Origin of the sequence: Marinobacter daqiaonensis (assembly GCF_900115285.1) — a bacterium.
GTDB lineage: Bacteria > Pseudomonadota > Gammaproteobacteria > Pseudomonadales > Oleiphilaceae > Marinobacter > Marinobacter daqiaonensis.
The window spans coordinates 448,521-469,307 of record NZ_FOYW01000001.1; the positions used below are offsets into that span (position 1 = coordinate 448,521).

17 protein-coding genes are annotated in these 20,787 nt (G+C 60.3%); 15 read left to right on the forward strand and 2 right to left on the reverse strand.

Annotated features, from left to right (window positions below; all coding sequences use genetic code 11):
- Positions 1–48 precede the first annotated feature (48 nt).
- From recQ to selD, 6 genes are all read left to right on the forward strand, one after another.
- Entirely contained in the window at positions 49–1,947 is a 1,899-nt protein-coding gene (gene recQ / locus BM346_RS02070; RefSeq protein WP_092008640.1) for a DNA helicase RecQ, read from the forward strand.
- A gap of 87 nt (positions 1,948–2,034) precedes the next feature.
- Positions 2,035–2,973: an amino acid ABC transporter substrate-binding protein gene (locus BM346_RS02075; protein ID WP_139229887.1), complete on the forward strand. Its 939-nt coding sequence runs from the start codon at positions 2,035–2,037 to the stop codon at positions 2,971–2,973.
- Between the two features lie 244 nt (positions 2,974–3,217).
- Positions 3,218–4,765 (forward strand): bifunctional GNAT family N-acetyltransferase/carbon-nitrogen hydrolase family protein, encoded by a 1,548-nt coding sequence (locus tag BM346_RS02080; protein WP_092008642.1) that lies wholly within the window; start codon positions 3,218–3,220, stop codon positions 4,763–4,765.
- Positions 4,766–4,936: 171 nt separating this feature from the next.
- Positions 4,937–5,347 (forward strand): hypothetical protein, encoded by a 411-nt coding sequence (locus tag BM346_RS02085; RefSeq protein ID WP_227662950.1) that lies wholly within the window; start codon positions 4,937–4,939, stop codon positions 5,345–5,347.
- A 133-nt stretch (positions 5,348–5,480) separates the two neighbouring features.
- Positions 5,481–6,188, forward strand: a complete 708-nt coding sequence (locus tag BM346_RS02090; RefSeq protein WP_092008643.1) for a helix-hairpin-helix domain-containing protein — start codon at positions 5,481–5,483, stop codon at positions 6,186–6,188.
- Positions 6,185–8,455, forward strand: coding sequence for a selenide, water dikinase SelD (selD, locus tag BM346_RS02095; RefSeq protein ID WP_092008644.1), 2,271 nt, complete (start codon positions 6,185–6,187; stop codon positions 8,453–8,455). Before BM346_RS02090 ends, selD begins: the two co-directional genes overlap by 4 nt.
- On the opposite strand, the gene senB is transcribed toward selD, so the two are convergent.
- Positions 8,445–9,413 carry a selenoneine biosynthesis selenosugar synthase SenB gene (senB, locus tag BM346_RS02100; protein WP_092008645.1) on the reverse strand — a complete coding sequence of 323 codons (969 nt, stop codon included), beginning with the start codon at positions 9,411–9,413 and terminating at the stop codon, positions 8,445–8,447. The genes selD and senB overlap by 11 nt on opposite strands.
- Before the next feature lie 115 nt (positions 9,414–9,528).
- Here senB and BM346_RS02105 point away from each other — a divergent pair, with 115 nt between their 5' ends.
- The 3 genes from BM346_RS02105 to BM346_RS02115 are packed head-to-tail and all read left to right on the forward strand — an operon-like array spanning position 9,529 to position 12,555.
- On the forward strand, positions 9,529–10,395 hold the full coding sequence (locus BM346_RS02105; RefSeq protein ID WP_092008646.1) for a putative selenate ABC transporter substrate-binding protein: 867 nt from the start codon (positions 9,529–9,531) through the stop codon (positions 10,393–10,395).
- The gene (locus BM346_RS02110) at positions 10,395–11,051 is read left to right on the forward strand and encodes a phosphonate ABC transporter ATP-binding protein (RefSeq protein ID WP_092008647.1); all 657 of its coding nucleotides are present in this window, start codon (positions 10,395–10,397) and stop codon (positions 11,049–11,051) included. Before BM346_RS02105 ends, BM346_RS02110 begins: the two co-directional genes overlap by 1 nt.
- Positions 11,052–11,088: 37 nt before the next feature.
- Positions 11,089–12,555 (forward strand): PhnE/PtxC family ABC transporter permease, encoded by a 1,467-nt coding sequence (locus BM346_RS02115; RefSeq protein WP_092013202.1) that lies wholly within the window; start codon positions 11,089–11,091, stop codon positions 12,553–12,555.
- Between the two features lie 20 nt (positions 12,556–12,575).
- Here BM346_RS02115 and BM346_RS02120 read toward each other — a convergent pair whose 3' ends face one another.
- Positions 12,576–13,049 (reverse strand): hypothetical protein, encoded by a 474-nt coding sequence (locus BM346_RS02120; RefSeq protein ID WP_092008648.1) that lies wholly within the window; start codon positions 13,047–13,049, stop codon positions 12,576–12,578.
- A 144-nt stretch (positions 13,050–13,193) separates the two neighbouring features.
- On the opposite strand from BM346_RS02120, the gene BM346_RS02125 reads away from it, so the two are divergent.
- The 6 genes from BM346_RS02125 to BM346_RS02150 all read left to right on the forward strand — a co-directional run bounded on the left by BM346_RS02125 (position 13,194) and on the right by BM346_RS02150 (position 20,785).
- Positions 13,194–14,117, forward strand: a complete 924-nt coding sequence (locus BM346_RS02125; protein ID WP_092008649.1) for an ABC transporter ATP-binding protein — start codon at positions 13,194–13,196, stop codon at positions 14,115–14,117.
- A 33-nt stretch (positions 14,118–14,150) separates the two neighbouring features.
- Positions 14,151–14,912 (forward strand): ABC transporter permease, encoded by a 762-nt coding sequence (locus BM346_RS02130; protein ID WP_092008650.1) that lies wholly within the window; start codon positions 14,151–14,153, stop codon positions 14,910–14,912.
- A gap of 9 nt (positions 14,913–14,921) precedes the next feature.
- Entirely contained in the window at positions 14,922–15,431 is a 510-nt protein-coding gene (locus BM346_RS02135) for a DUF192 domain-containing protein (protein WP_092008651.1), read from the forward strand.
- 219 nt (positions 15,432–15,650) lie between these two features.
- Positions 15,651–16,280, forward strand: a complete 630-nt coding sequence (locus BM346_RS02140; protein WP_092008652.1) for a hypothetical protein — start codon at positions 15,651–15,653, stop codon at positions 16,278–16,280.
- Positions 16,281–16,418: 138 nt separating this feature from the next.
- Positions 16,419–17,549, forward strand: coding sequence for a cellulose binding domain-containing protein (locus BM346_RS02145; protein ID WP_092008653.1), 1,131 nt, complete (start codon positions 16,419–16,421; stop codon positions 17,547–17,549).
- A gap of 14 nt (positions 17,550–17,563) precedes the next feature.
- A complete protein-coding gene (locus BM346_RS02150; protein ID WP_092008654.1) occupies positions 17,564–20,785 on the forward strand; it encodes a DUF1592 domain-containing protein in 3,222 nt (1,073 codons plus the stop codon).
- Positions 20,786–20,787 lie beyond the last annotated feature (2 nt).

Genomic DNA, 20,787 nt, shown 5'->3' on the forward strand with positions numbered 1-20,787 from the left:
TTTTTGCTATCATCTCCGACTCATTCGTTCTGTCCCCGATGGCCCATTATGGATTCCTATTCGGACCTCGATCACCTCAGCCATGAAAAACCGGTAGCCCCGACCTCCAGCCCTGAAGACGTCCTGCACAAGGTCTTCGGGTATGAGTCATTCCGGCCCCTCCAGGGAGATGTGGTCCATGAACTGGTGGGCGGCGGCAATGCCATGGTGCTGATGCCAACCGGCGGTGGCAAATCCCTGTGTTACCAGATCCCCGCCATGGTTCGGCCAGGAACGGGGGTAGTGATCTCCCCCCTTATCGCCCTGATGCACGATCAGGTGGCGGCGCTTCGCCAGCTGGGCGTAAGGGCCGCGTTCCTGAACTCCTCCCTTGCCCCGGAGCAGGCCCGGGATATCGAAAATGCCCTGCTCCAGGGGGAACTGGACCTGTTGTATTGCGCCCCGGAGCGCCTGCTGCAGCCTCGCATGCTGTCCCTGCTCGAAGACGCGTCTCTGTCCCTGTTTGCCATTGACGAGGCCCACTGCGTATCCCAGTGGGGCCACGACTTCCGCTCGGATTACCTGGGGCTGAGCGTGCTGGCGGAACGCTTCAGCCACGTTCCCCGGATCGCGCTGACGGCCACCGCCGACGAAAGGACCCGCAGGGAAATTGCCGAACGTCTCTCGCTGACGGATGCCCGTCATTTCATCTCCGGCTTCGACCGGCCCAACATCCAGTATCGTATAGCCGCCAAGACCAACGCCAACAAGCAGCTGCTGGATTTCATCCGCAGTGAGCACCCCGGGGACTCCGGCATTGTCTATTGCCTGTCCCGCAACAAGGTGGAGGCAACCGCGGCCCTGCTCCAGAAGAACGGCTACACAGCCCTTCCCTACCACGCGGGCCTGCCGGCGGAGCAGCGGGCACATAATCAGGAGCGCTTCCTGCGGGAGGACGGCGTCATTGTCGTCGCCACCATCGCCTTCGGCATGGGCATCGATAAGCCCGATGTCCGCTTTGTCGCCCATCTGGATCTGCCCAAGAGCCTGGAAGCCTATTATCAGGAAACCGGCCGCGCGGGCCGTGATGGCAACCCGTCTACCGCCTGGATGGTCTATGGCCTGCAGGATGTAATCAAGCTCCGGCAGATGCTGGAGGGGTCACAGGGCAACGATACCTTCAAGCGTGTCGAACGACAGAAAATGGACGCCATGCTCGGGCTCTGTGAGATCACCACCTGCCGCCGCCAGGCCCTGCTGCGTTACTTTGGCGATCAGCTGGACGAACGCTGCGGCAACTGCGATACCTGCCTGACGCCGCCTGAAACCTGGAATGGCACCGATGCGGTTCGCAAGGCCCTGTCCTGCGTCTACCGCACCGGTCAGCGATTCGGCGTCAATTACGTGATTGATGTCCTCCGGGGCGTGGATAATGAGCGCATCCGGCAGGCCGGACACCAGGCCATCACCACCTTCGGGATTGGCGCGGAACTCACAGCCACCCAGTGGAAATCGGTATTCCGGCAGCTGGTGGCCAATGGCTACCTGCGGGCCGATCCGGAGGGCTACGGCGCGCTGCAGCTCACCGAAAGCTGCCGTCCCGTGCTGCGAGGTGAAGTCGCACTGGAACTCAGGAAGGACCCGGAACGTAAGGCGGTCAGCAAAACCTCCGCCGGGCGAGCCGGCAACAAGGCCCCCATTACCGATCCCGAGGGTTGGGAGGCTTTACGTCGCCGGCGTAAGGAACTGGCTGACGAGCAGGGTGTTCCACCCTTTGTTATCTTCCACGACGCCACCCTCCAGGAAATCCTTGAGCGTCGGCCAGCCACCCTCGAGGAAATGGCGCAGGTCAGCGGGGTGGGTGCCGCGAAACTGGAGCGTTATGGGGCGATCTTCCTCGAGGTGCTGGGCGAACTGGAGCAATCGCAAGGCTCCGTCCAGCGACAGGAAGAACACTCAGGCATCTGAGCCGTCTGGGAACGCGCGCGCCCGTCCTTGCGAAAACACGGCTACACTGGGTTTTCAGAGAGTCTCTCGGGCAAGATGGAATGCTGCATGAAACGGACGTTTTCGGGTTCAAGGTGCTTCAGGAGCCGGTCGCCGGCACATGCTCTGGTCACGGCACTGTTGATTGCTCCCCTTCTGGCTTTCGGGGCTGCGGCCGACGCCCCCGGTGAGCCGACCACCTACACGCTCTGGTACCGGAATTACGACAATCCCGCCGTCCTGTCCCTGCTCCGGATTGCGTTTGACCAGACTCCGGAGTATGGCGCATATCGTATTCAGCGCTCTGCTGAGATGGTTCAGGGCCGTGCGTTGCTGGAGCTTAAACGGGAGGATGACCGTCCTCTTTCCATCATCAATGTCGCCACCTCGCCGGAACGGGAGCGGGACCTCTATGAGGTTCCGATCCCCATTGACGGGGGACTGCTGGGTTTCCGCGTGTGCGTGGTCCAGGAAGAAAAGGTCAAGCTCTTTGCCGGGGTCCGAAGCCTGAAGGAGTTCAGTGACCGCGGCCTGACCATCGGCCAGGGAACCCACTGGCCGGACACCACAATTCTGGAGGCCAACGGCATTCAGGTGGTCACCCACACCCGTTTCGAAAATCTTTTCGACATGCTCGAACGTGGCCGCTTTGACTGCTTCGCCCGGGGTGTCAGTGAAGTTCTTTACGATATGGAACGCGTTCAGCACCACGGGCTGGTTGTCGAACCGAACCTGTTGCTGGCCTATCCGATGCCCTCCTATTTTTTCCTGGCGAAGGACGACCATGAGACCGCCCAGCGGCTCCAGTTGGGCATGGAACGGGCCATCGCCAATGGCACCTTCGGCATCTTTCTGGCGGTCTTCTATGGCCGCGCGGTGACCGAACTGAACCTCGGGCAACGGACCATGTTGAAACTGGAGAATCCCTACCTCAGCGACGACCCGGATTCCCTGAGCCGGAAGCTTTTCGAAACTCTCCGCACGCGCATTGAAAGAAACTCGCATTAGCAGGACGGCGCTTTGCTCCACCGCGCTCGTCCGTTTCCCTGGTCGACGTGACCGCGCTTATCGGGGGCCCCGGGCGCGAAGTCTTTGCTTTGGTCTGTTAGGATACCCCGCCTGGGCATTCTTGCAGGTCCGGCGCAAACAATTGCCCGCCTGACGTCCAGTTCGGGAAAGCCCTCGTAACCGTCTATACTCTCAGACGCGGGGCTTGTATTCCCCACCAGACACTGACAGGAGCTGTTCCCCCATGCCACACGAAGAACTTCACCTCAGCCTTCGCAATCTCACCGAAGATGACTATGACCAGCTAAAGGTGTTGATGGACCGTGTGTACGACGATATCGGGGGAGCCTGGCCGAGAGACACCATCAAGGCACTGGTGGATCAGTTTCCGGATGGCCAGATGTGTATCGAGGATCACGACGAGCTGATAGCGGTGGCGCTGACCGTATGCGTCAAGTACGAGCGCTTCAGTAACCCCCATACCTACGATGACCTGATCCTCCGCAACGAGAAAATCTGGCACAACCCGAATGGCGACTCGCTCTACGGGCTGGATGTCTTTATTGATCCGGATTATCGGGGCTACCGTCTTGGCCGCCGGCTTTACGAGGCCCGAAAGGAACTGTGCCGATCCAAGAACCTGCGGGCCATCCTCGCCGGGGGCCGGATTCCCAATTATCACAAGTATTCCGACCAGTACACGCCGGCCGAATACATCGAGCGGGTGGACCGCAAGGAAATCTACGATCCCATCCTGACCTTCCAGCTGTCCAACGACTTCCAGGTCACCCGGCTGATGCACAAATATCTGCCGGAAGATCAGAAATCCCTGGGCTACGCCACCCTGCTGGAGTGGAACAATATCCTCTATACCCCACCCTCCACGGTGATCAATACCCGCAAGACCCAGGTGCGCCTGGGCGCCGTGCAGTGGCAGATGCGTGAGTTCACCTCGGTGGAAGAGGTGCTCAAACAGGTGGAATACTTTGTCGACGCCCTGTCCGATTACAAGAGCGACATTGCGATCTTCCCGGAATTCTTCAACGCACCCCTGATGGGTCTGACCGACCAGATGGACCAGACCCGGGCTATACGCTTCCTGGCCGGCTTCACCGAACAGTTCCTCAATGAAATGTCGGAGATGGCAGTCAGCTATAACATCAACATCGTTACCGGCTCCATGCCGCTTCTGGATGACGACCGGGTCTATAACGTCTCCTATCTCTGCCACCGGGACGGTCGGGTGGACGAGCACCGCAAGATCCACATCACCCCCCACGAGCGTCGGGACTGGGTGATCGAAGGGGGCGACAAGTTCCGGGTGTTCGACACCGATGTGGGCCGGGTCGCCATCATGATCTGCTACGATATCGAGTTCCCGGAGCTTGGCCGGATGGCGGCAGCCCAGGAGGTGGACATTATCTGCGTACCCTTCTGGACCGACACCAAGAACGGCTATCTTCGGGTGCGCCACTGTGCCCAGGCCCGGGCGATCGAAAACGAGTGCTACGTGGTCATAACCGGCAGCGTGGGTAACCTGCCCAAGGTCGAGAACCTCGACGTGCAGTACGCCCAGTCCTCTGTTTTCTCGCCATCGGATTTTGCCTTCCCCCATGACGCCGTCATGGCGGAGACCACGCCGAATACCGAGATGATCATGTTCTCGGATCTCGACCTGGAGAAGCTCAAGCTGGTGCGCAACGAAGGCTCGGTCACCAATCTCAAGGATCGGCGCACGGACCTGTACACGATCCATACCAACGATACCGATCACGATATCGTGGAGGACTGATTACCGGAAACGGGCGGTAAGGCGCATTAAAAAGCACCGCTACGGCGCTGAATATATTGCCAATGGCTCGTACAGTGGCTAAGGTTTAGCCATCCTGAGAGTAAACATAACTGATAACAACCCCCGTATTTGACGGCCGATCCGTCATGGGTGAGTACCATGGAAAGCAGAATGCAGATGTCAGATAAACGCTATGCGATCCCCCTGCCCGACCTGATCGCCCGATTCACACTCAGGAAAGGGCTGTTTCGCAAGGAACGGGTCGAAGCGCACCTGTTTGATCTGAATCAGTTCGGGTGTGTCCTGAAAACCGATAAAGTGTTCGAGCCCGGGGATACCCTAGGGCTCGAACTGGAAATGGAGATGCCCTTTGAGAACCTTCGGGCTTCCGGCCTGACCGGGTTGATCACTGAGCGCAGAAAGTACTGCAGCAATTTCTTCTATTCCATTGATTTTATTGGTAGTGACTTCCGACCAAAGGCGGACAGTTCGGAGCAGCTGAAACGCATTCGTGATGTCGTCGACCGCAAGCTGAACCTGCTCTCCCGCCGCGAGAACACCGGATTGAGTGCGACTGCCTGATCGGCGCCCTCTGAATTGCGAGTGGGCCAGATCTCCGCTCGGCACCGCGTTTTAACCATCTGGGGTAATCCGATTCGCTCCCGTGACGGTATACCCTCAGGCTCGTCGTAACATGTGAACATGGAGTGGCATCATGGCTAAGAGCAGCAAGACCAGCAAAACCCAGAAGTCCCGGCCCAACGTGGACAAGATCGTCAAGAAGGTGAACAAGGAGTTCGAGAAAACCTCGACCCAGATCGAGAAGCTTGTGGACGACGCCCTCAAGCAGCTGGACGCACTCCAGACCCAGGTGCAGGAGCCGGTCAGGAAACTCATGAAGGACGTTGAAGACCTTCGTGAGCGGGAAATGAAGCGCTTTCACGACGAGCTCGACCGCCGGATGGACGACTTCCAGAAGATCCAGGCGCAGGTCATGGACCGTCTCGGCATTGCCCAGAAAGAAGCGGAGCGTGGCGAGAAATCCGTGACCCGTTCACTGGAAAATCAGGCGGCCGAAACTGCGTCGACGGCCAAAAAGGCCGGCAAGACCACCGCAAGCAAGGCCAAGGCCACGGCCGGTAAGGCCAAGAGCACGGCCCGGAAGACCACCAAGAACACCGGTGCTGTCGCCAAGCAGGCGGGCGCCACCGCTACCGCAGCGGCAAAAGGTAATGACCTGTCGGACCTGACCCGTATCAAGGGCATCGGTCCGGCTACGGCCCGGAAACTTCAGGGGGCAGGTATTACTTCCATTAACCAGATCGCCAATCCCACCGAAGCCGAGCAGGAGACGCTTAACCAGTTCTCCTCCATGAAAGGCTTCAGGGACTGGCCCGACGAAGCGAAGAAACTGATCGGATGAAGGTAACTGAACAACCGGTACTGCGTGACATCGTATTGATAGGGGGTGGCCACAGCCACGTTGGAGTCCTGAAGCGTTTTGCGATGAAACCGGTGCCGGGCGTTCGCCTGACGCTGATCTGTCGCGATACCCACACGCCCTACTCCGGCATGCTTCCGGGCTATGTCGCTGGCCATTATTCCTATGACGAGTGCCACATTGACCTGAGCAATCTCGCCGAGTTCGCGGGCGCGCGCTTCTATCGTGATGAGGCGATTGGCCTCGACCGGACCAATCGAAGGATAATCTGCCGTGGACGTCCGCCGGTTCCCTACGACCTGGTGTCCATCAACATTGGCTCAACACCCAGGGTCAACGAGGTTCCGGGGGCGAGCGAACATGCGGTGCCGGTCAAGCCCATCCATGGTTTCAATGCCCGCTGGCTGAACCTTCTGGAGCGGGCCCAGACTCACGAAGGCCCCATGAGCATCGGCGTCGTTGGCGCCGGCGCCGGTGGCGTGGAACTCCTCCTCGCCATGCAGTACCGCCTGCAGAACGAATACCGTGCCCGGGGCAAGGATCCCAAGCAGCTGTCCTTTCACCTGTTCGACCAGGCCCCGGAATTGCTGCCCACCCACAATGACAAGGTCCGCAAGGCCTTCGAGGCCACGCTGCGCAAGCGCAACGTCCATATCCACCTGGGCTCCGCCGTCAACCAGCTGGAGGCCGGCCACCTGGGTACGGAGACCGGCCAGAGCTTCGACCTCGACGAAATACTCTGGGTCACCCGCGCCGGCGGCCCGGAATGGCTGCGGAATACCGGGCTGGATCTGGACGAAGGCGGCTTTATCCGTTGCCGTGACACCCTGCAGACCGAGTCGGACGATGATGTCTTTGCGGCGGGCGACATTGCCAACGTGGTGGATCACCCCCGGGAGAAGGCCGGTGTATTCGCTGTCCGTCAGGGGCCGCCCCTGGCCGACAACCTCCGGCGACGGGCCCTCGGCAAGGAGCCGAAGCCATTCCAGCCCCAGAAGGACTGGCTGGCACTGATCAGTACTGGCGACAAGTACGCCATCGCCTCCCGTGGCGACCGCTTTTTCAAGGGCCGGTTGGTCTGGCGCTGGAAGGACTGGATCGATCGCCGCTTCATGAAGAAGTTCAACGACCTGCCCCCCATGGAAGAGTCGTCCACCCTTCCCGACACCGCCGCGGCCCAGAATCCGGAGGAGGCCTCCCAGGCCATCTCCGCCGTCGCCATGCGCTGCGGCGGGTGTGGTGCCAAGGTGGGCAGTACCGTGCTGTCGCGGGCGCTGGGGGAGCTTCGCCCCATCGAGCGGGATGACATCCTGGTGGGGCTCCACGCTCCGGATGATGCCGCCGTGCTGAAGGTACCGCCTGGCAAGGCAGTGGTGCACACCGTCGACTTTTTCCGGGCCTTCATCGACGACCCCTATGTATTCGGCAAAGTGGCGGCCAACCACAGCCTGGGTGACTGTTTTGCCATGGGCGCGGAAGCCCAGAGCGCCACCGCGGTCGCCACCGTGCCCTATGGCATCGAATCGAAAGTGGAAGACGTGGTTTTCCAGATGATGTCCGGCGCTGTCGAGGTTCTCAATGAGGCCGGGTGCGCCCTGGTGGGCGGCCACACCGGCGAAGGCCGTGAACTGGCCCTGGGCTTCGCCGTCAACGGGCTGATCGATCCGAACGAGGTCATGAGCAAGGGCGGCCTGAAGGCCGGCGACAAACTGATACTCACCAAGGCCATTGGTACCGGCACCCTGTTTGCGGCCCATGCCCGACTGGCTGCCCGTGGCCGCTGGATCGACGCCGCCCTGGAATCCATGGTGCAGTCCAATCTGGAGGCTGCCCGCTGCCTTCGCCGGTACGGCGCCCAGGCCTGCACCGACGTTACCGGTTTCGGGCTGTTGGGTCACCTGGTGGAAATGACCCGTCCCTCTGGTGTGGATGCGATTCTGAACCTGTCCGCCATTCCGATTCTGCCGGGTGCCGCGGAAACCGCTGCCGAAGGTATTCTCAGTTCCCTGCAGCCGGCCAACATCCGCCTGCGCCGTGGCATCAAGGATCAGGACCGGTGGGTCGATCATCCCCAGTACCCGCTGATTTTCGATCCCCAGACCGCGGGCGGACTGCTGGCGAGTGTACCGGCTGACAAGGCGGACGCCTGTGTCGCGGAGCTGAGGGCCCTCGGCTATCCCGTTACTGCCATCATCGGCGAAGTCACTCCACAGGGAGACGCCATAGAGCCGATCACCCTCAGGGACTGACCCGGCGGAGGGCCTCCTCAAGGGAGGCCTGTTCCCGCTCGGGGGTGAACCTGCCTGCCAGGTCACTCACGATGGTTCCGAGGGTGGCCAGCCATTCGGCATCATTCTCCGCCCGCTCCAGCAACTCCGACAGTCTGCGCACGTCCCCCACCGGATACTGGCCGGGGTAGTGTTCGCCGAGCAGGCCCAGGTTCCCGGGAATGTCCGAAGCGATTACGGGAAGTCCGGCACGGCAGGCTTCGGACACCACATTGGCACCTCCTTCCATGATCGAACTGATGACCATGGCCCTGCTGCTGGCCAGCAGGTTCCGCGTCTGTTCGCGACTGATCTCTCCCAGCCAGTGGTACCGGGGGTTGGCGGCCATTTCATCCAGTGCCGCCTGCTCCCAGTCACTGTCATGGGCCTTGCCCGCGTGCAGAACCCGGAGGCAGGAGGCAGAGGGCAAAAGGCCCGCCGCCCGCGCCGTTGCCAGGGGATCTTTCTCCTCGCGAAGATGGCCGATCACGCAGACATCGAAATGCTGCTGGTCCTCTTGCGGCGGTTGGGGGTCCGCCGCCCGGGCGGACTGGAGAACAACCGTGATACGGTCCTGGAGATCTTCCGGAACGTCCCGCCACGCCAGTTCATGGAGCACGATAAGTCCATCCGCGGCCGCCATGGCCGGCCGTGTCTCATCCGGATGGGTATACTGGAACCGGTAGAGGTCGGTGCCGGTGAGGGCCACGATAAGCGGCTTGTTCCCCTGCGCTCGTCGCCAGCTGGCAATTGCCTCATGGCTGCGCCAGGCATGAAGAGCAATAAGCAAGTCAGCCGCGTCCGCAAGTTCACTGTCGTAGTTTGTGGCAATCTTCACCCGGTGACCGGCTTTCTCCAGCAGTCCGGCCCAACGTTCGGCGGTCGCCCGGTTCCCGGCCAGGGATCCTTCGGGGGCTGGCGTCAATAGCAGTAGTTTCATTTAGTTGCTACCATTTATGTGCTACACAGTTTGTCGTACGTTGAGCTGATCCGATTCGGCCATCGTAAAGTATCATCACAGACAACCCATCCCATAATTCAAGGAATGACTCCCCATGCTGAAAAAAATCATTGGCCTGGCTACGGTAGCCGCCGCCACGGCGTGCTTTGCGTTTTCGGCAGCCGCCGAGACCTTCGTGTTCACCGCTATTCCCGATCAGGATGAGACCAAGCTGGTCGAGCGCTTCGGCGCCGTGGAAGAGTATCTCGAGGAGCAACTCGGGGTCGAGGTTCGCTATATCCCCGTGAAGTCCTATGCCGCGGCGGTCTCCGCCTTCCGCAACAACCAGGTGCAGCTGGCCTGGTTCGGTGGCCTCTCCGGGGTTCAGGCACGTCGCCTGGTACCCGGTTCGGAAGCCATTGCCCAGGGTGTGGAAGATCCGGATTTCCAGACTTTTTTCATTGCCAATCATGAGTCGGGACTTGAGCGCATGGCTGAGCTGACCGATGAGCTGCGCGGCAAGACCTTTACCTTTGGCTCCAAGGGTTCCACCTCCGGTCGCCTGATGCCGGAATTTTACATCCGGGAAGCGTTCGGTGAGGCCCCGGATGAGGTTTTCTCCCGGGTCGGATTCAGCGGCAATCACACCCGCACCATCCGGCTGGTTGAGGCGGGAACCTATGACATCGGTGCGGTGAACTACAAGGTCTGGGAAAGTCAGGTCAAGGAAAATGCCGTGGACACCAACAAGGTTCAGGTCATCTGGGAAACACCCTATTACGCGGATTACCAGTGGACCATTCGCGGCGACGTCGATGAGCGATTTGGTGACGGCTTCAAGGAGCGGGTCACCCAGGCGTTACTGAATATGGACGACCCCGAGCTGCTGGAGCGTTTCCCCCGCAAGGGCTTTATCCCCGCCTCCAATGAAGATTACGATGCCATCGAAGATACGGCGGAGTCCCTGGGCCTGGTCAATTAATGGATGCGCCGCTCGAACTGACCGGACTCTCCGGTTTCTACAATGGGCAGCGGGTGCTGGGCCCGCTGTCCTTTACCGTCAACCCGGGCGAAAGGATTGCCCTGGTTGGCAGCAGCGGCGCCGGCAAATCCACCCTTATCCGGCTGATCCATGACCGGGTCAACGATACGGCCGCGCTGGTTCCCCAGGAACTGGGACTGGTGAATGCCCTGCCGGTTTTCCATAACGTCTACATGGCGCGGCTGGACCAGCACAGCGCGCTTTATAACCTGGCAACCCTTATTCGTCCCTTCCGCAAGGACCGGGCGGAGGTAACCGGCATTCTTGAGCGCCTCTCCATGGGCGAGAAGCTCTGGAAGCCATCCGCGAGCCTGTCCGGCGGCCAGCGGCAGCGCGTGGCCATTGCCAGGGCGCTGTACCGTGAGGCGGACCTGCTATTGGCGGACGAGCCGGTCTCGGCCCTCGACGGGCCCATGGCGAACCTGGTCATGACTTTGCTTCAGGAGCGATTTTCCACCTTTGTGGTGGCCCTGCACGATGTTGAGCTTGCCCTGGACCACACCACCCGAATTATCGGAATCCGTAACGGCAAGATAGCCCTGGACGCACCAAGCCGTGACCTGACGCCCGCCGATATCCGACCACTGTACGACTGATGGACTATCTCTGATGCTGCGCTGGCCCAACGTACCCATGAGCCACTCCCGGACCGCCCGCACCAGTCTCATGTTCGTTGCGGTTGCCCTGGCGTGCCTGGCGGTATCGGACATTGCGATCACCACCAGTAACCCCTGGAAGGATCTGCTGCAGTTCTTCCTGGGCGTGGTGACACCGGATTTCTTTTCAAGTGAGGGTCTCGCCACCGCACTTTTGCGGACGGTGGCCTTTGCCTTTGTCGGCGTCACCATCGGCGCCCTGTCCGGCTTCCTGCTGGCGCTGGTGTACCGGATCCGGATCGTCCGCACATTCTGCGCCTTTATCCGTGCCATCCACGAACTGTTCTGGGCCCTGATTTTCCTCCAGTTCTTCGGCTTCCACCCCCTGACCGGGGTGCTGGCCATCGCCATCCCCTACGCCGGGATTTTTGCCAAGGTATACAGCGAGATTCTGGACCAGGTTGACCCGGAGCCCCGCAACCTGCTGCCAGTGCGCACCGGCGTTTTCTCTGCCTTTATCTACGCCCGGATTCCCGATTGCTGGGAACAGATCCGCACCTACACGTCCTATCGGCTGGAATGCGGCCTCCGCTCCAGTGCGATTCTCGGTTTTGTCGGACTACCGACCCTCGGCTTCTATCTTGAGTCTTCGTTTTCCCAGGGGTTCTACTCCGAAGCCGGCGCGGTCCTGATCCTCTTCTACGTGCTTATCGCCACTATCCCCCTGTGGGTTCGTCCGAAGCTATTGCCCTTGTATGTCATTGCCTCCCCCTTCTTCCTGGGCGATGGGATGCCCATTATCTGGGGTAACGTCAAGCGGTTCTTCACCGAGGATATCGTGCCTGCTCCCCTGAGAACTGGCTATGGCAGCGAGGAGTTCTGGCCCTGGATAACCGACCTTGTGGTCAACCAGGCCCTTCCCGGTATCTGGAACACCCTGGTGCTGACCCAGATAGCCCTGGTGGCCACCGGCCTCGTCACATTACTGGCCTTCCCTCTGATTTCTCGGCATTTCGGGAACCGGGTGTCCCGCACCGGGGGGCACGTGCTGCTGGTCATCGCCCGGTCAACGCCGGAGTACATCCTCGCCTATATCCTGTTGCAGCTATGGGGACCCTCCATGTTGCCCGCAGTGGTTGCGCTCGCTCTGCACAATGGCGGTATCATCGGTCACCTGATCGGCCGTCAGACCAATGGCATCCGGCTTCGCCCGGACGCCCCGAAAGGCGTGCTGCGGTATGGCTACGAGCTGATACCCCGGGTCTATCCTTCGTTCCTGGCCTTCCTGTTCTACCGGTGGGAAATCATCATGCGGGAAACCGCGATCCTGGGCATTCTGGGCATCTACACCCTCGGCTTCTATGTTGACAGCGCCATCCAGAACATCCAGTTCGACAAGGCGATCATTCTGATCCTGATCACCGCCATGCTGAATATCGGTATCGATTCCCTGTCCCGACGTATTCGCAGCCGGCTCGCCCTGCAGACCATGCCCACCTGTTAGGTCGGGTAAGCCGGGCGGCGTCAGCTCTCAAAGGCCTCCGAGGGACTGAAGACAAGGCCCGGCCCGGTGTCCAGTCGGCGGCCGTCCACCTCAAAGGTCACCTGCCAGACCATCTCCGGGCCGGTGGTGCAGAAGGGCGGGACGAAGGTGGCGTGATAACGGCCGGCTTGCTGTTTCTGCATTCCCACAGGGTATTCGCCCATGTACATGCTGACACCGAGCAGAATCATCACCACCCGATCCGGGTTGTCGGGCAGCTTGAGTTCTAGCGAGAGTTCATTCTGCTCCAGAGGCTTCATGGAGACGGACGCGGGGCCGTCAGCCAGCGGCCAGGTGCAGGTTTCAGACAGAGGATGGCAGGGGGACTCGTCGCCCTCCCCGGGGAGCTCGGATGACGAGCCGGCCACCTCGCCATCCCTGCCCAGCCAACGGGGACCCAGGGTCATCAGGGCCACAAGGCCGACAATCAGAAGTAGTACCAACAGACCACGCATGCAAAATACTGCCTTTTCGGGGACCAACGAGAAGAGCATGCATTGTGCCGGTGAATAGAGAGGGTGCCAAGCGGGACGGGACACCCGGCCCATAACATGCGAAAATGCCCGACTTTTCCCATCCTGCTGACGGAGTAACCTGGCGTGCAACCGGATATTTCGGTACAGAACCTCAGCAAAACCTATGAAGACGGCTTCCAGGCCCTCAAGAACATTGACCTGGATATCCAGAAAGGCGAGATATTTGCCCTGCTGGGCCCCAACGGCGCCGGCAAGACCACTCTCATCAGCATTATCTGTGGCCTGGTGAATCCATCCAGCGGCAGTGTCAAAGCCGCCGGCCACGACATCCTCAGGGACTTCCGCGCCGCCCGGTCTGCCATCGGCCTGGTGCCCCAGGAGCTGAGCACGGATTCCTTCGAGAAGGTCTGGAACACCGTGAGTTTCAGTCGGGGCCTGTTCGGCAAGGCGCCTAACCCCGCCCACATCGAAAAGATCCTCCGTGAGCTGTCGCTCTGGGACAAGCGCAACAGCCGGGTCATGTCCCTTTCCGGTGGCATGAAGCGCCGGGTCATGATCGCCAAGGCCCTTTCCCATGAACCGGACATCCTGTTCCTGGATGAACCCACCGCCGGTGTGGATGTGGAGCTGCGGCGGGACATGTGGGAAATGGTCCGCAAGCTGCGTGAAAGCGGGGTCACCATCATTCTCACCACCCATTACATCGAGGAAGCCGAGGAAATGGCGGACCGCATCGGGGTGATCCGCAACGGCGAACTGATCCTGGTGGAGGAAAAGACCAGGCTCATGTCCAAGCTCGGACGCAAGGAGCTCCGTCTGCACCTGCAACACCCCCTGGACACCCTGCCTCCGGAACTGGTGGATCAGCCCATTGAACTGTCGGAAGACGGCTACGAGCTGATCTACACCTTCGACAGCCAGCAGGAGCAGGCCGGTGTGGCCCTGCTGTTGCGGACGCTGGGAGAGCTGGGGGTGGAATACCGGGATCTGCAGACCCGGGAAAGCTCCCTGGAAGAGATTTTCGTGGGACTGGTCCACCATGACTGACCGGTCCGGCCTGCCCTGTTCTGGAGTGTGTTTATGAACCTGTACGGCATCCGTGCCATCTACAAGTTTGAAATGGCCCGCATGTGGCGGACTCTCATGCAGAGTGTCGCCTCACCGGTGATCTCCACGTCTCTTTATTTCGTGGTGTTCGGTTCGGCCATCGGCTCACGCATGGGAGACATTGATGGCATCAGCTATGGCGCCTACATCATTCCCGGCCTGATCATGCTTACGCTGCTGATGCAGAGCATCTCCAACGCCAGTTTCGGCATCTACATGCCGCGGTTCTCGGGAACTATCTACGAAGTTCTGTCGGCACCGGTCTCCTATGTGGAAGTGGTGCTGGGCTACGTGGGCGCCGCTGCGACCAAATCAGTGATTCTGGGGCTGATCATCCTCGCCACGGCCCGGCTGTTCGTCGACTACAGCGTACTCCATCCCTTCTGGATGCTGGCGTTCCTGGTGCTGACTGCAATCACCTTCAGCCTGTTCGGCTTTATCATCGGAATCTGGGCCGACGGCTTCGAAAAGCTCCAGATCGTGCCCCTGATGATCGTCACGCCACTGGTATTTCTCGGTGGCACCTTCTACTCCATCGATATGCTGCCGGAGGTCTGGCAGACCATCACCCTGTTCAATCCGGTGGTCTATCTGATTTCGGGTTTCCGATGGGCATTCTATGGTGTCTCCGATATCCATATCGGCATCAGTGTGGCCATGATCCTGGTATTCCTGACCCTGTGCATGGTGTTGATCAGCTGGATCTTCCGCACCGGCTATCGCCTGAAACCCTGAGGTTGGCCCATGGCCCTTTTACGGCAGTGTATCCTGCTTGCGCTGATCTGCGTTGCCATTCCCGCTGTCAGCGCGGATGAGGGCCCGCCCCAGTTCCTGGAGGCACGCCCGGCCTGCCTGGTGACGGACCGCGGTGCCGTGCACCTGAAGCTTGAGAGGGCGACAACGGATCGCCAGCGCCGGATAGGCCTGATGGAGCGGAAATCCCTGCCACCGGAACGGGGCATGGTGTTTCTCTATGAGGATCAAAGGTCCGCCAACGCGGGTTTCTGGATGTACCGCACCCGCATTCCCCTTGATATCGCCTGGCTTGATGAACAGGGTGTCATCATTAACACGGATACCATGACCCCGTGCACAACCCCAAGTGCCATTCTCTGTCCGACCTGGGAGCCTGGCGTGTCACACCGGATGGTTCTCGAGGTGAACGCGGGCTTTTTCGAGGAAAATCATGTCGACAAGGGCGACAAGTTAATACTGAACCCGAAAGACCACAAGGAGTGTCAAACGGGCGTTTGAGTATCTCCTTTCCTGAGATCGCTTGATAAATCTCACACCCTTCGTGTCCAACCCTGTCTTTTTTTCACGCCAAGTCCATATACTTTCCGCGGTTTTCAATTCAGGAAGCCCCGTAAGTCGCTGTTAATTATGACCATAAATTCATAATTGGTGGCGCGAACAGGATGAACCCGAAGCAGGATGTGTCGGGTCGGGAAAGCAGCTCAGGGAGAAGGCGCTATGGAATTACTTCCCGTGGAAACACTCAAGACGGCATTGATTGCCGGCCATCTTCTCGGGCTGGCCTTTGGCGTCGGTGGTGCCCTCACCCTGGACATTATCGCCTTTCGTTATTTCTATCTCGACCGCATCACCCCCGAGAAACTCGTCCTCTTTCATTTCATTGCCAGGCTGGTCACTGTTGGCCTGGTGATTCTCTGGATCACGGGGCTCGCCTTCCTGTGGCTCTATTGGCAGCACCAGCCCGAACTGCTGGGCAATCCGAAGGTGTGGGCCAAGGTGACCATCGTCGTGGTACTGACCGTTAACGGTTATTTCCTCCACCACAAGGTCTTCCCGATTCTCGACCGCAATCTCGGCAGGTACCTGTTCTACCGGGTGAACGTGGACGAGAAGGCAATGATGTTCACTTTCTCCAGTATTTCGATCATTTCATGGGGTTTCCCGCTGGTTCTCGGTATCGCCCGCTCCCTCAATTTCACCACCGGCGTGGAGAACATCCTGGCGTTCTATTTCCTGATGCTCGCCAGCACATGCTTCGTGATGCTGATTATTTTCAAGCTGTTCCTCGAGCCGTTCAAACGCTTTGTGATCGACAGGCCCGCGCGGCAGAGAATCGCCCCGCCGTGAGCCGTTCCCGGTACGCAGTCACGGATTCGGAAGTCATCCATTGAATCCCGATGCCCGCAGTTCGGGCCCCAATTCATTGCTACCCGTGGTTTGTGGTGGCCGTGTTTCACTTTCAGTACAGGATTAAAAACGTGTGCTATGAAGACTAAATCCAGACTGGCCCTGCTGTTGTGCGGCAGTGCCCTCTCCGGTACGGCGGCAGCCGACTCACTCTGTGAGGTGGAATACATCATTCAACACAGCTGGCAGACGGGGGCTGTTCACCGGGTTCACCTCAACTACAACGGTCCGGCAACCTCTGGCTGGAACCTGCGCTGGACATTTCCGGGGCAGGAACAGATCGACTCCATTTTCAACGTCACTCACCTCCAGAACGGCCACGAAGTCACGGTCGGGAACCTTCAGTGGAACGCCAGACTGGAACCAGGCAGCGAGCGCAAGTTCGGCTTCAATGTGCGTAATCCATCCGGAGCCATGCCTGGGGAGTTCTTCCTGAATGGCCAGAGGTGTGGCGCCGAAACCGATCCTCAGGAGCCTGAGGAACCGAGCGAGCCCGGAAATCCCGATGAGCCCCTGGACCCTCCTGGCGATGATGATGGCGGCCACGGCGATGGCGGATCCACGCCTCCGGATTCCGGCAACCCGGGCGACGGCAGTGACAGTCCGGATGATGGCGATACCGGCACCGACGACGGTGGCATGGAGCCGGGCACCCCGGCGGAGCCCACTGACTGGTCGCTGAATGGCGAGCAGTCCTTCCTCGGTTTTGTTACCACCAAGAACATCAACAACGTGGAAAGCCACGGCTTTGGCGGGCTTGCCGGTGGTGTTTCCGAAGACGGCATCGCCAGCCTCACCATCGACCTGGACAGCGTACAGACCGGCATCGATATCCGTAACCAGCGCCTGCGGCAGATGCTGTTCAATACCGCGGTGAACCCCACGGCCAGTGTTTCCATCGAACTGGGCGACAACCTTTCCAAAGTGCTCGGCCTGGATGCCGGCGAGGTCCTCTCCCTGGCGCTGCCGGCGCGGATCAGCCTGAACGGCCAGACCCGGGAGATCGGCAGCCAGCTGCGGATCGAGCGCCTGGGCAACCACCGTTTCCTGGTCAGCAGTGTCCAACCGCTGATCATCACGGCCGACCAGTTTGGCCTGGAAGGTGGCGTCGAGGCGCTTCGGGACGTGGCCGGCCTGAGCTCGATCAGTATTGCCGTACCCGTTGACTTCGCGCTGTTCTTCGAAACAGCCAAGCTCCCGACACCGTGAAGAGAGAGGCCCTTATGAAACCCTTATTCAAACTGCTGACACTCACCGCGGGGGCAATGGCCGGCAATGTCGCGCTGGCAAACCAGCTTTGTACCGTGGAGTACCAGGAAACCGCCAACTGGGGCGCGGGCGCCACCCACATCGTAACCGTGGAAAATAATGGCCCTGGCCTTGAACAATGGGACATCTCCTGGACGTTTCCAGGCAATGAAACCATCGTCCAGCTGTGGAAGGGACATTTCGACCAGCAGGGCAATCAGGTGGGCGTCATTGATGCCGGATACAACGGTACAGTGGCCACGGGCGGCCAGTTCGATTTCGGATTCAACCTGGAAAATCCCTCCGGCAACCTGCCAACCGAGTTCTTCCTGAACGGGCAGAGCTGCACCACCCTGCTGGGTGGCCAGGATCCCGGGGCGGAACAGCCCGGCGAGCCGGATAATGATGCCCCGGACATGTCCGTTATGGGGTGGTCCCTCAACGGCGTCCAGTCCGAGTTTGGCTTCGTCACTGTCAAGAACACCGACGTTGCGGAGATCCAGAGTTTCGCCAACCTGCAGGCGTATGTGGACACCTCCGGCCGTGCAACCCTGGCGATCGACCTGAATACCGTTGACACGGGTATCGACATTCGGGACCAGCGCATTCGCGACCACCTGTTCAGCAGCGGCCTTTTGCCAACGCTCTACTTCACCACCCAGGTGGATATGGGCTCCGTGGCCGATCTTGAGCCCGGCGACGCCACCACCATGACGCTGGATGGTCGGCTTACCATGAACGGCATAAGCCAGGATACCACCGCCGAAGTGCTGGTCATCCGCACCGCCGATAACCGCATCGCGGTGCGCACGGCACGCCCGGTGATGGTCAAGGGAGATGACTTCGAGCTGGCAGGCGGTATCGAGACGTTGCGGACCATCGCCGGCCTGTCCGCTATCGGCCAGACCGTTCCGGTGTACTTCAACCTCAATTTCTCGGCCATCCAGGGCGACGATGGCGATAACCTGATGCCGGTGGAGGCGGGCACCACCCCGGCCACGCCGTCCATCGTTAACGCCAGCTATACCGGGGCGAACAGCACGGTAACGGTCAGCTGGCAGGACCTCAGTGACAATGAAACCGGCTTTGTCGTAAAACGCCGTCAGGGCAACGGTTACTGGGAGACCCGGGCCGCTGTCGATGCAAACCAGACCCAGTGGATGGAGCGACTGGACTCCGAAGGCAACTACACCTATCGCGTGATTGCCGTGAACGGCAGTGTTCCGTCCGCCTCTTCCGGGAACGTTATTGTCAATGCCCAACCTGGCGATGACAGTGGAGATTCCGGGGACAACCCCGGCACCGACCCGAGCCAGAATCCTGATGATGGCGACAACGGTAATGGTGGCGACGGCGGTACCCCGGATAACGGCGATGGTGGCGATACTGGCGGTGAAGAGCCAGTACCGGGTGACGGTGATGACAATGCCGGTGGACAGCCCGATGGTGCCGAAATCTACGCCAGCCATTGCGCGGCCTGCCACGGGGCGGACGGTTCCGGTGGCGCCATCGGCGTCTCACTGACCAGCCCCGGCGAGCTCGGCTCGCTGGTGGCCTACATTGAACGCACCATGCCCCTGGGCAACACCGGCCGTTGCGTGGACGACTGCGCCGAAGCGGTAGGCCAATACATTGCCGACAGCATCTGGGCGGACACCGGTTCGGGAGGCGACGGCGGTGACGTCGTGCTGGAAGACGAAACACCAGGGCCACGCCAGCTCAACCTGATGACCCGTTATCACTACGCCAACGCTATTCGTGACCTGGTGGGCATTGATGCCTCCGACCTGACCACCAACTTCCCGGTAGAGGCACGGGTTCTGGGCTTCAATAACAATGCCGCCAAGAACTATGTGTCGGCACGGCACCTGGATGAATACCTCAAGGCTGCCGAAACCATTGCCGAAAAGGCGGTGACCGAGCGCCGTTCCAGCCTGTTGTCCTGTGATGCGGGCGCCAGCGGATGCTCCGCGCAGTTTGTGGAAGGCTTCGGCCGCAGGGCGTTCCGCCGACCCCTCAACAGTGACGAGCACCAGGCCTACCTCTCCATGTTCGATGCCGAGGGCGATTTTGACGAAGGCATGGAAGCAGTCATCACCGCTATGCTGGTGTCACCGAACTTCCTGTATATCAGTGAGCTCGGCGAGCAGACCGGCAGTGGGAACTATGAACTGACGCCCCACGAGGTGGCCACCCAGCTCTCGTTCACTTACCAGGGTACGATTCCCGACGCCACCCTGATGGCGGCCGCGGACGCTGACCAGCTGAATACGCCGGAACAACTGGAAGCCCAGGCCCGCCGTCTGCTGCAATCCGACAAGGCCCGTGTGCATCTGGGGCACTTCGCCGAACAGTGGCTGGAATCAGACCCGGCCTCCATGGGCAGCAAGGATCCGAACCTGTTCCCCCGCTTCAACGGCGATGTCCGTGAGGCCATGCACCGGGAACTGCGGGCATTCTTCAACCACGTGGTATTCGACTCCACCGGTCGCTTTGACGAGCTCTTCACGGCGGACTATGTCTTCGTGAACGAGGCCCTGGCGGACTACTACGGCCTGCCCGGTGTCAGCGGCGACCAGCTTCGCCTGGTTCAGGATACCAATGGCATCCGGGGCGGTCTGCTGGCACTGGGCGCCGTCATGGCCTCCCATGGTCACGCCAACGAATCGGCGCCCATCCCGCGGGGCAACTTCGTGCGCCGCCGGCTGATGTGCCAGGACCTGCCGCCCCCCCCGGAAGATCTGGACACCAGCGGCCCTGCCCCTGACCCGTCACAGACCACCCGTGAGCGATTTGAGGCCCGCACCGGGGGCGACGACTGTCAGACCTGCCACCTGTACATCAATGGCATCGGCTTTGGCTTCGAAGCCTTTGACGGAGCCGGCGGCTTCCGCACCACCGACAACAACAGGCCTGTTAATACCTATGGTGTGATCTACGGCCTCGAAAGCCTGCTGGAGGAGACCAGCGCAGCCTACGACGGTGTTCGTCAGATGCAACAGACGCTGGTCCAGACCGACAGTCTCAAGAGCTGTATGTCCAGGCAGTTTTACCGGTTCGCCCGGGGATACATCGAAACCGGCAGTGACAGCAACACTCTCGATAACCTGAACCAGCTGTTCGCCAATAGCGGCTATGACCTGCAAGAGCTGATGGTCGGCCTCACCCAGCTGCAGACGTTCACACTGCGCCGGTAAGA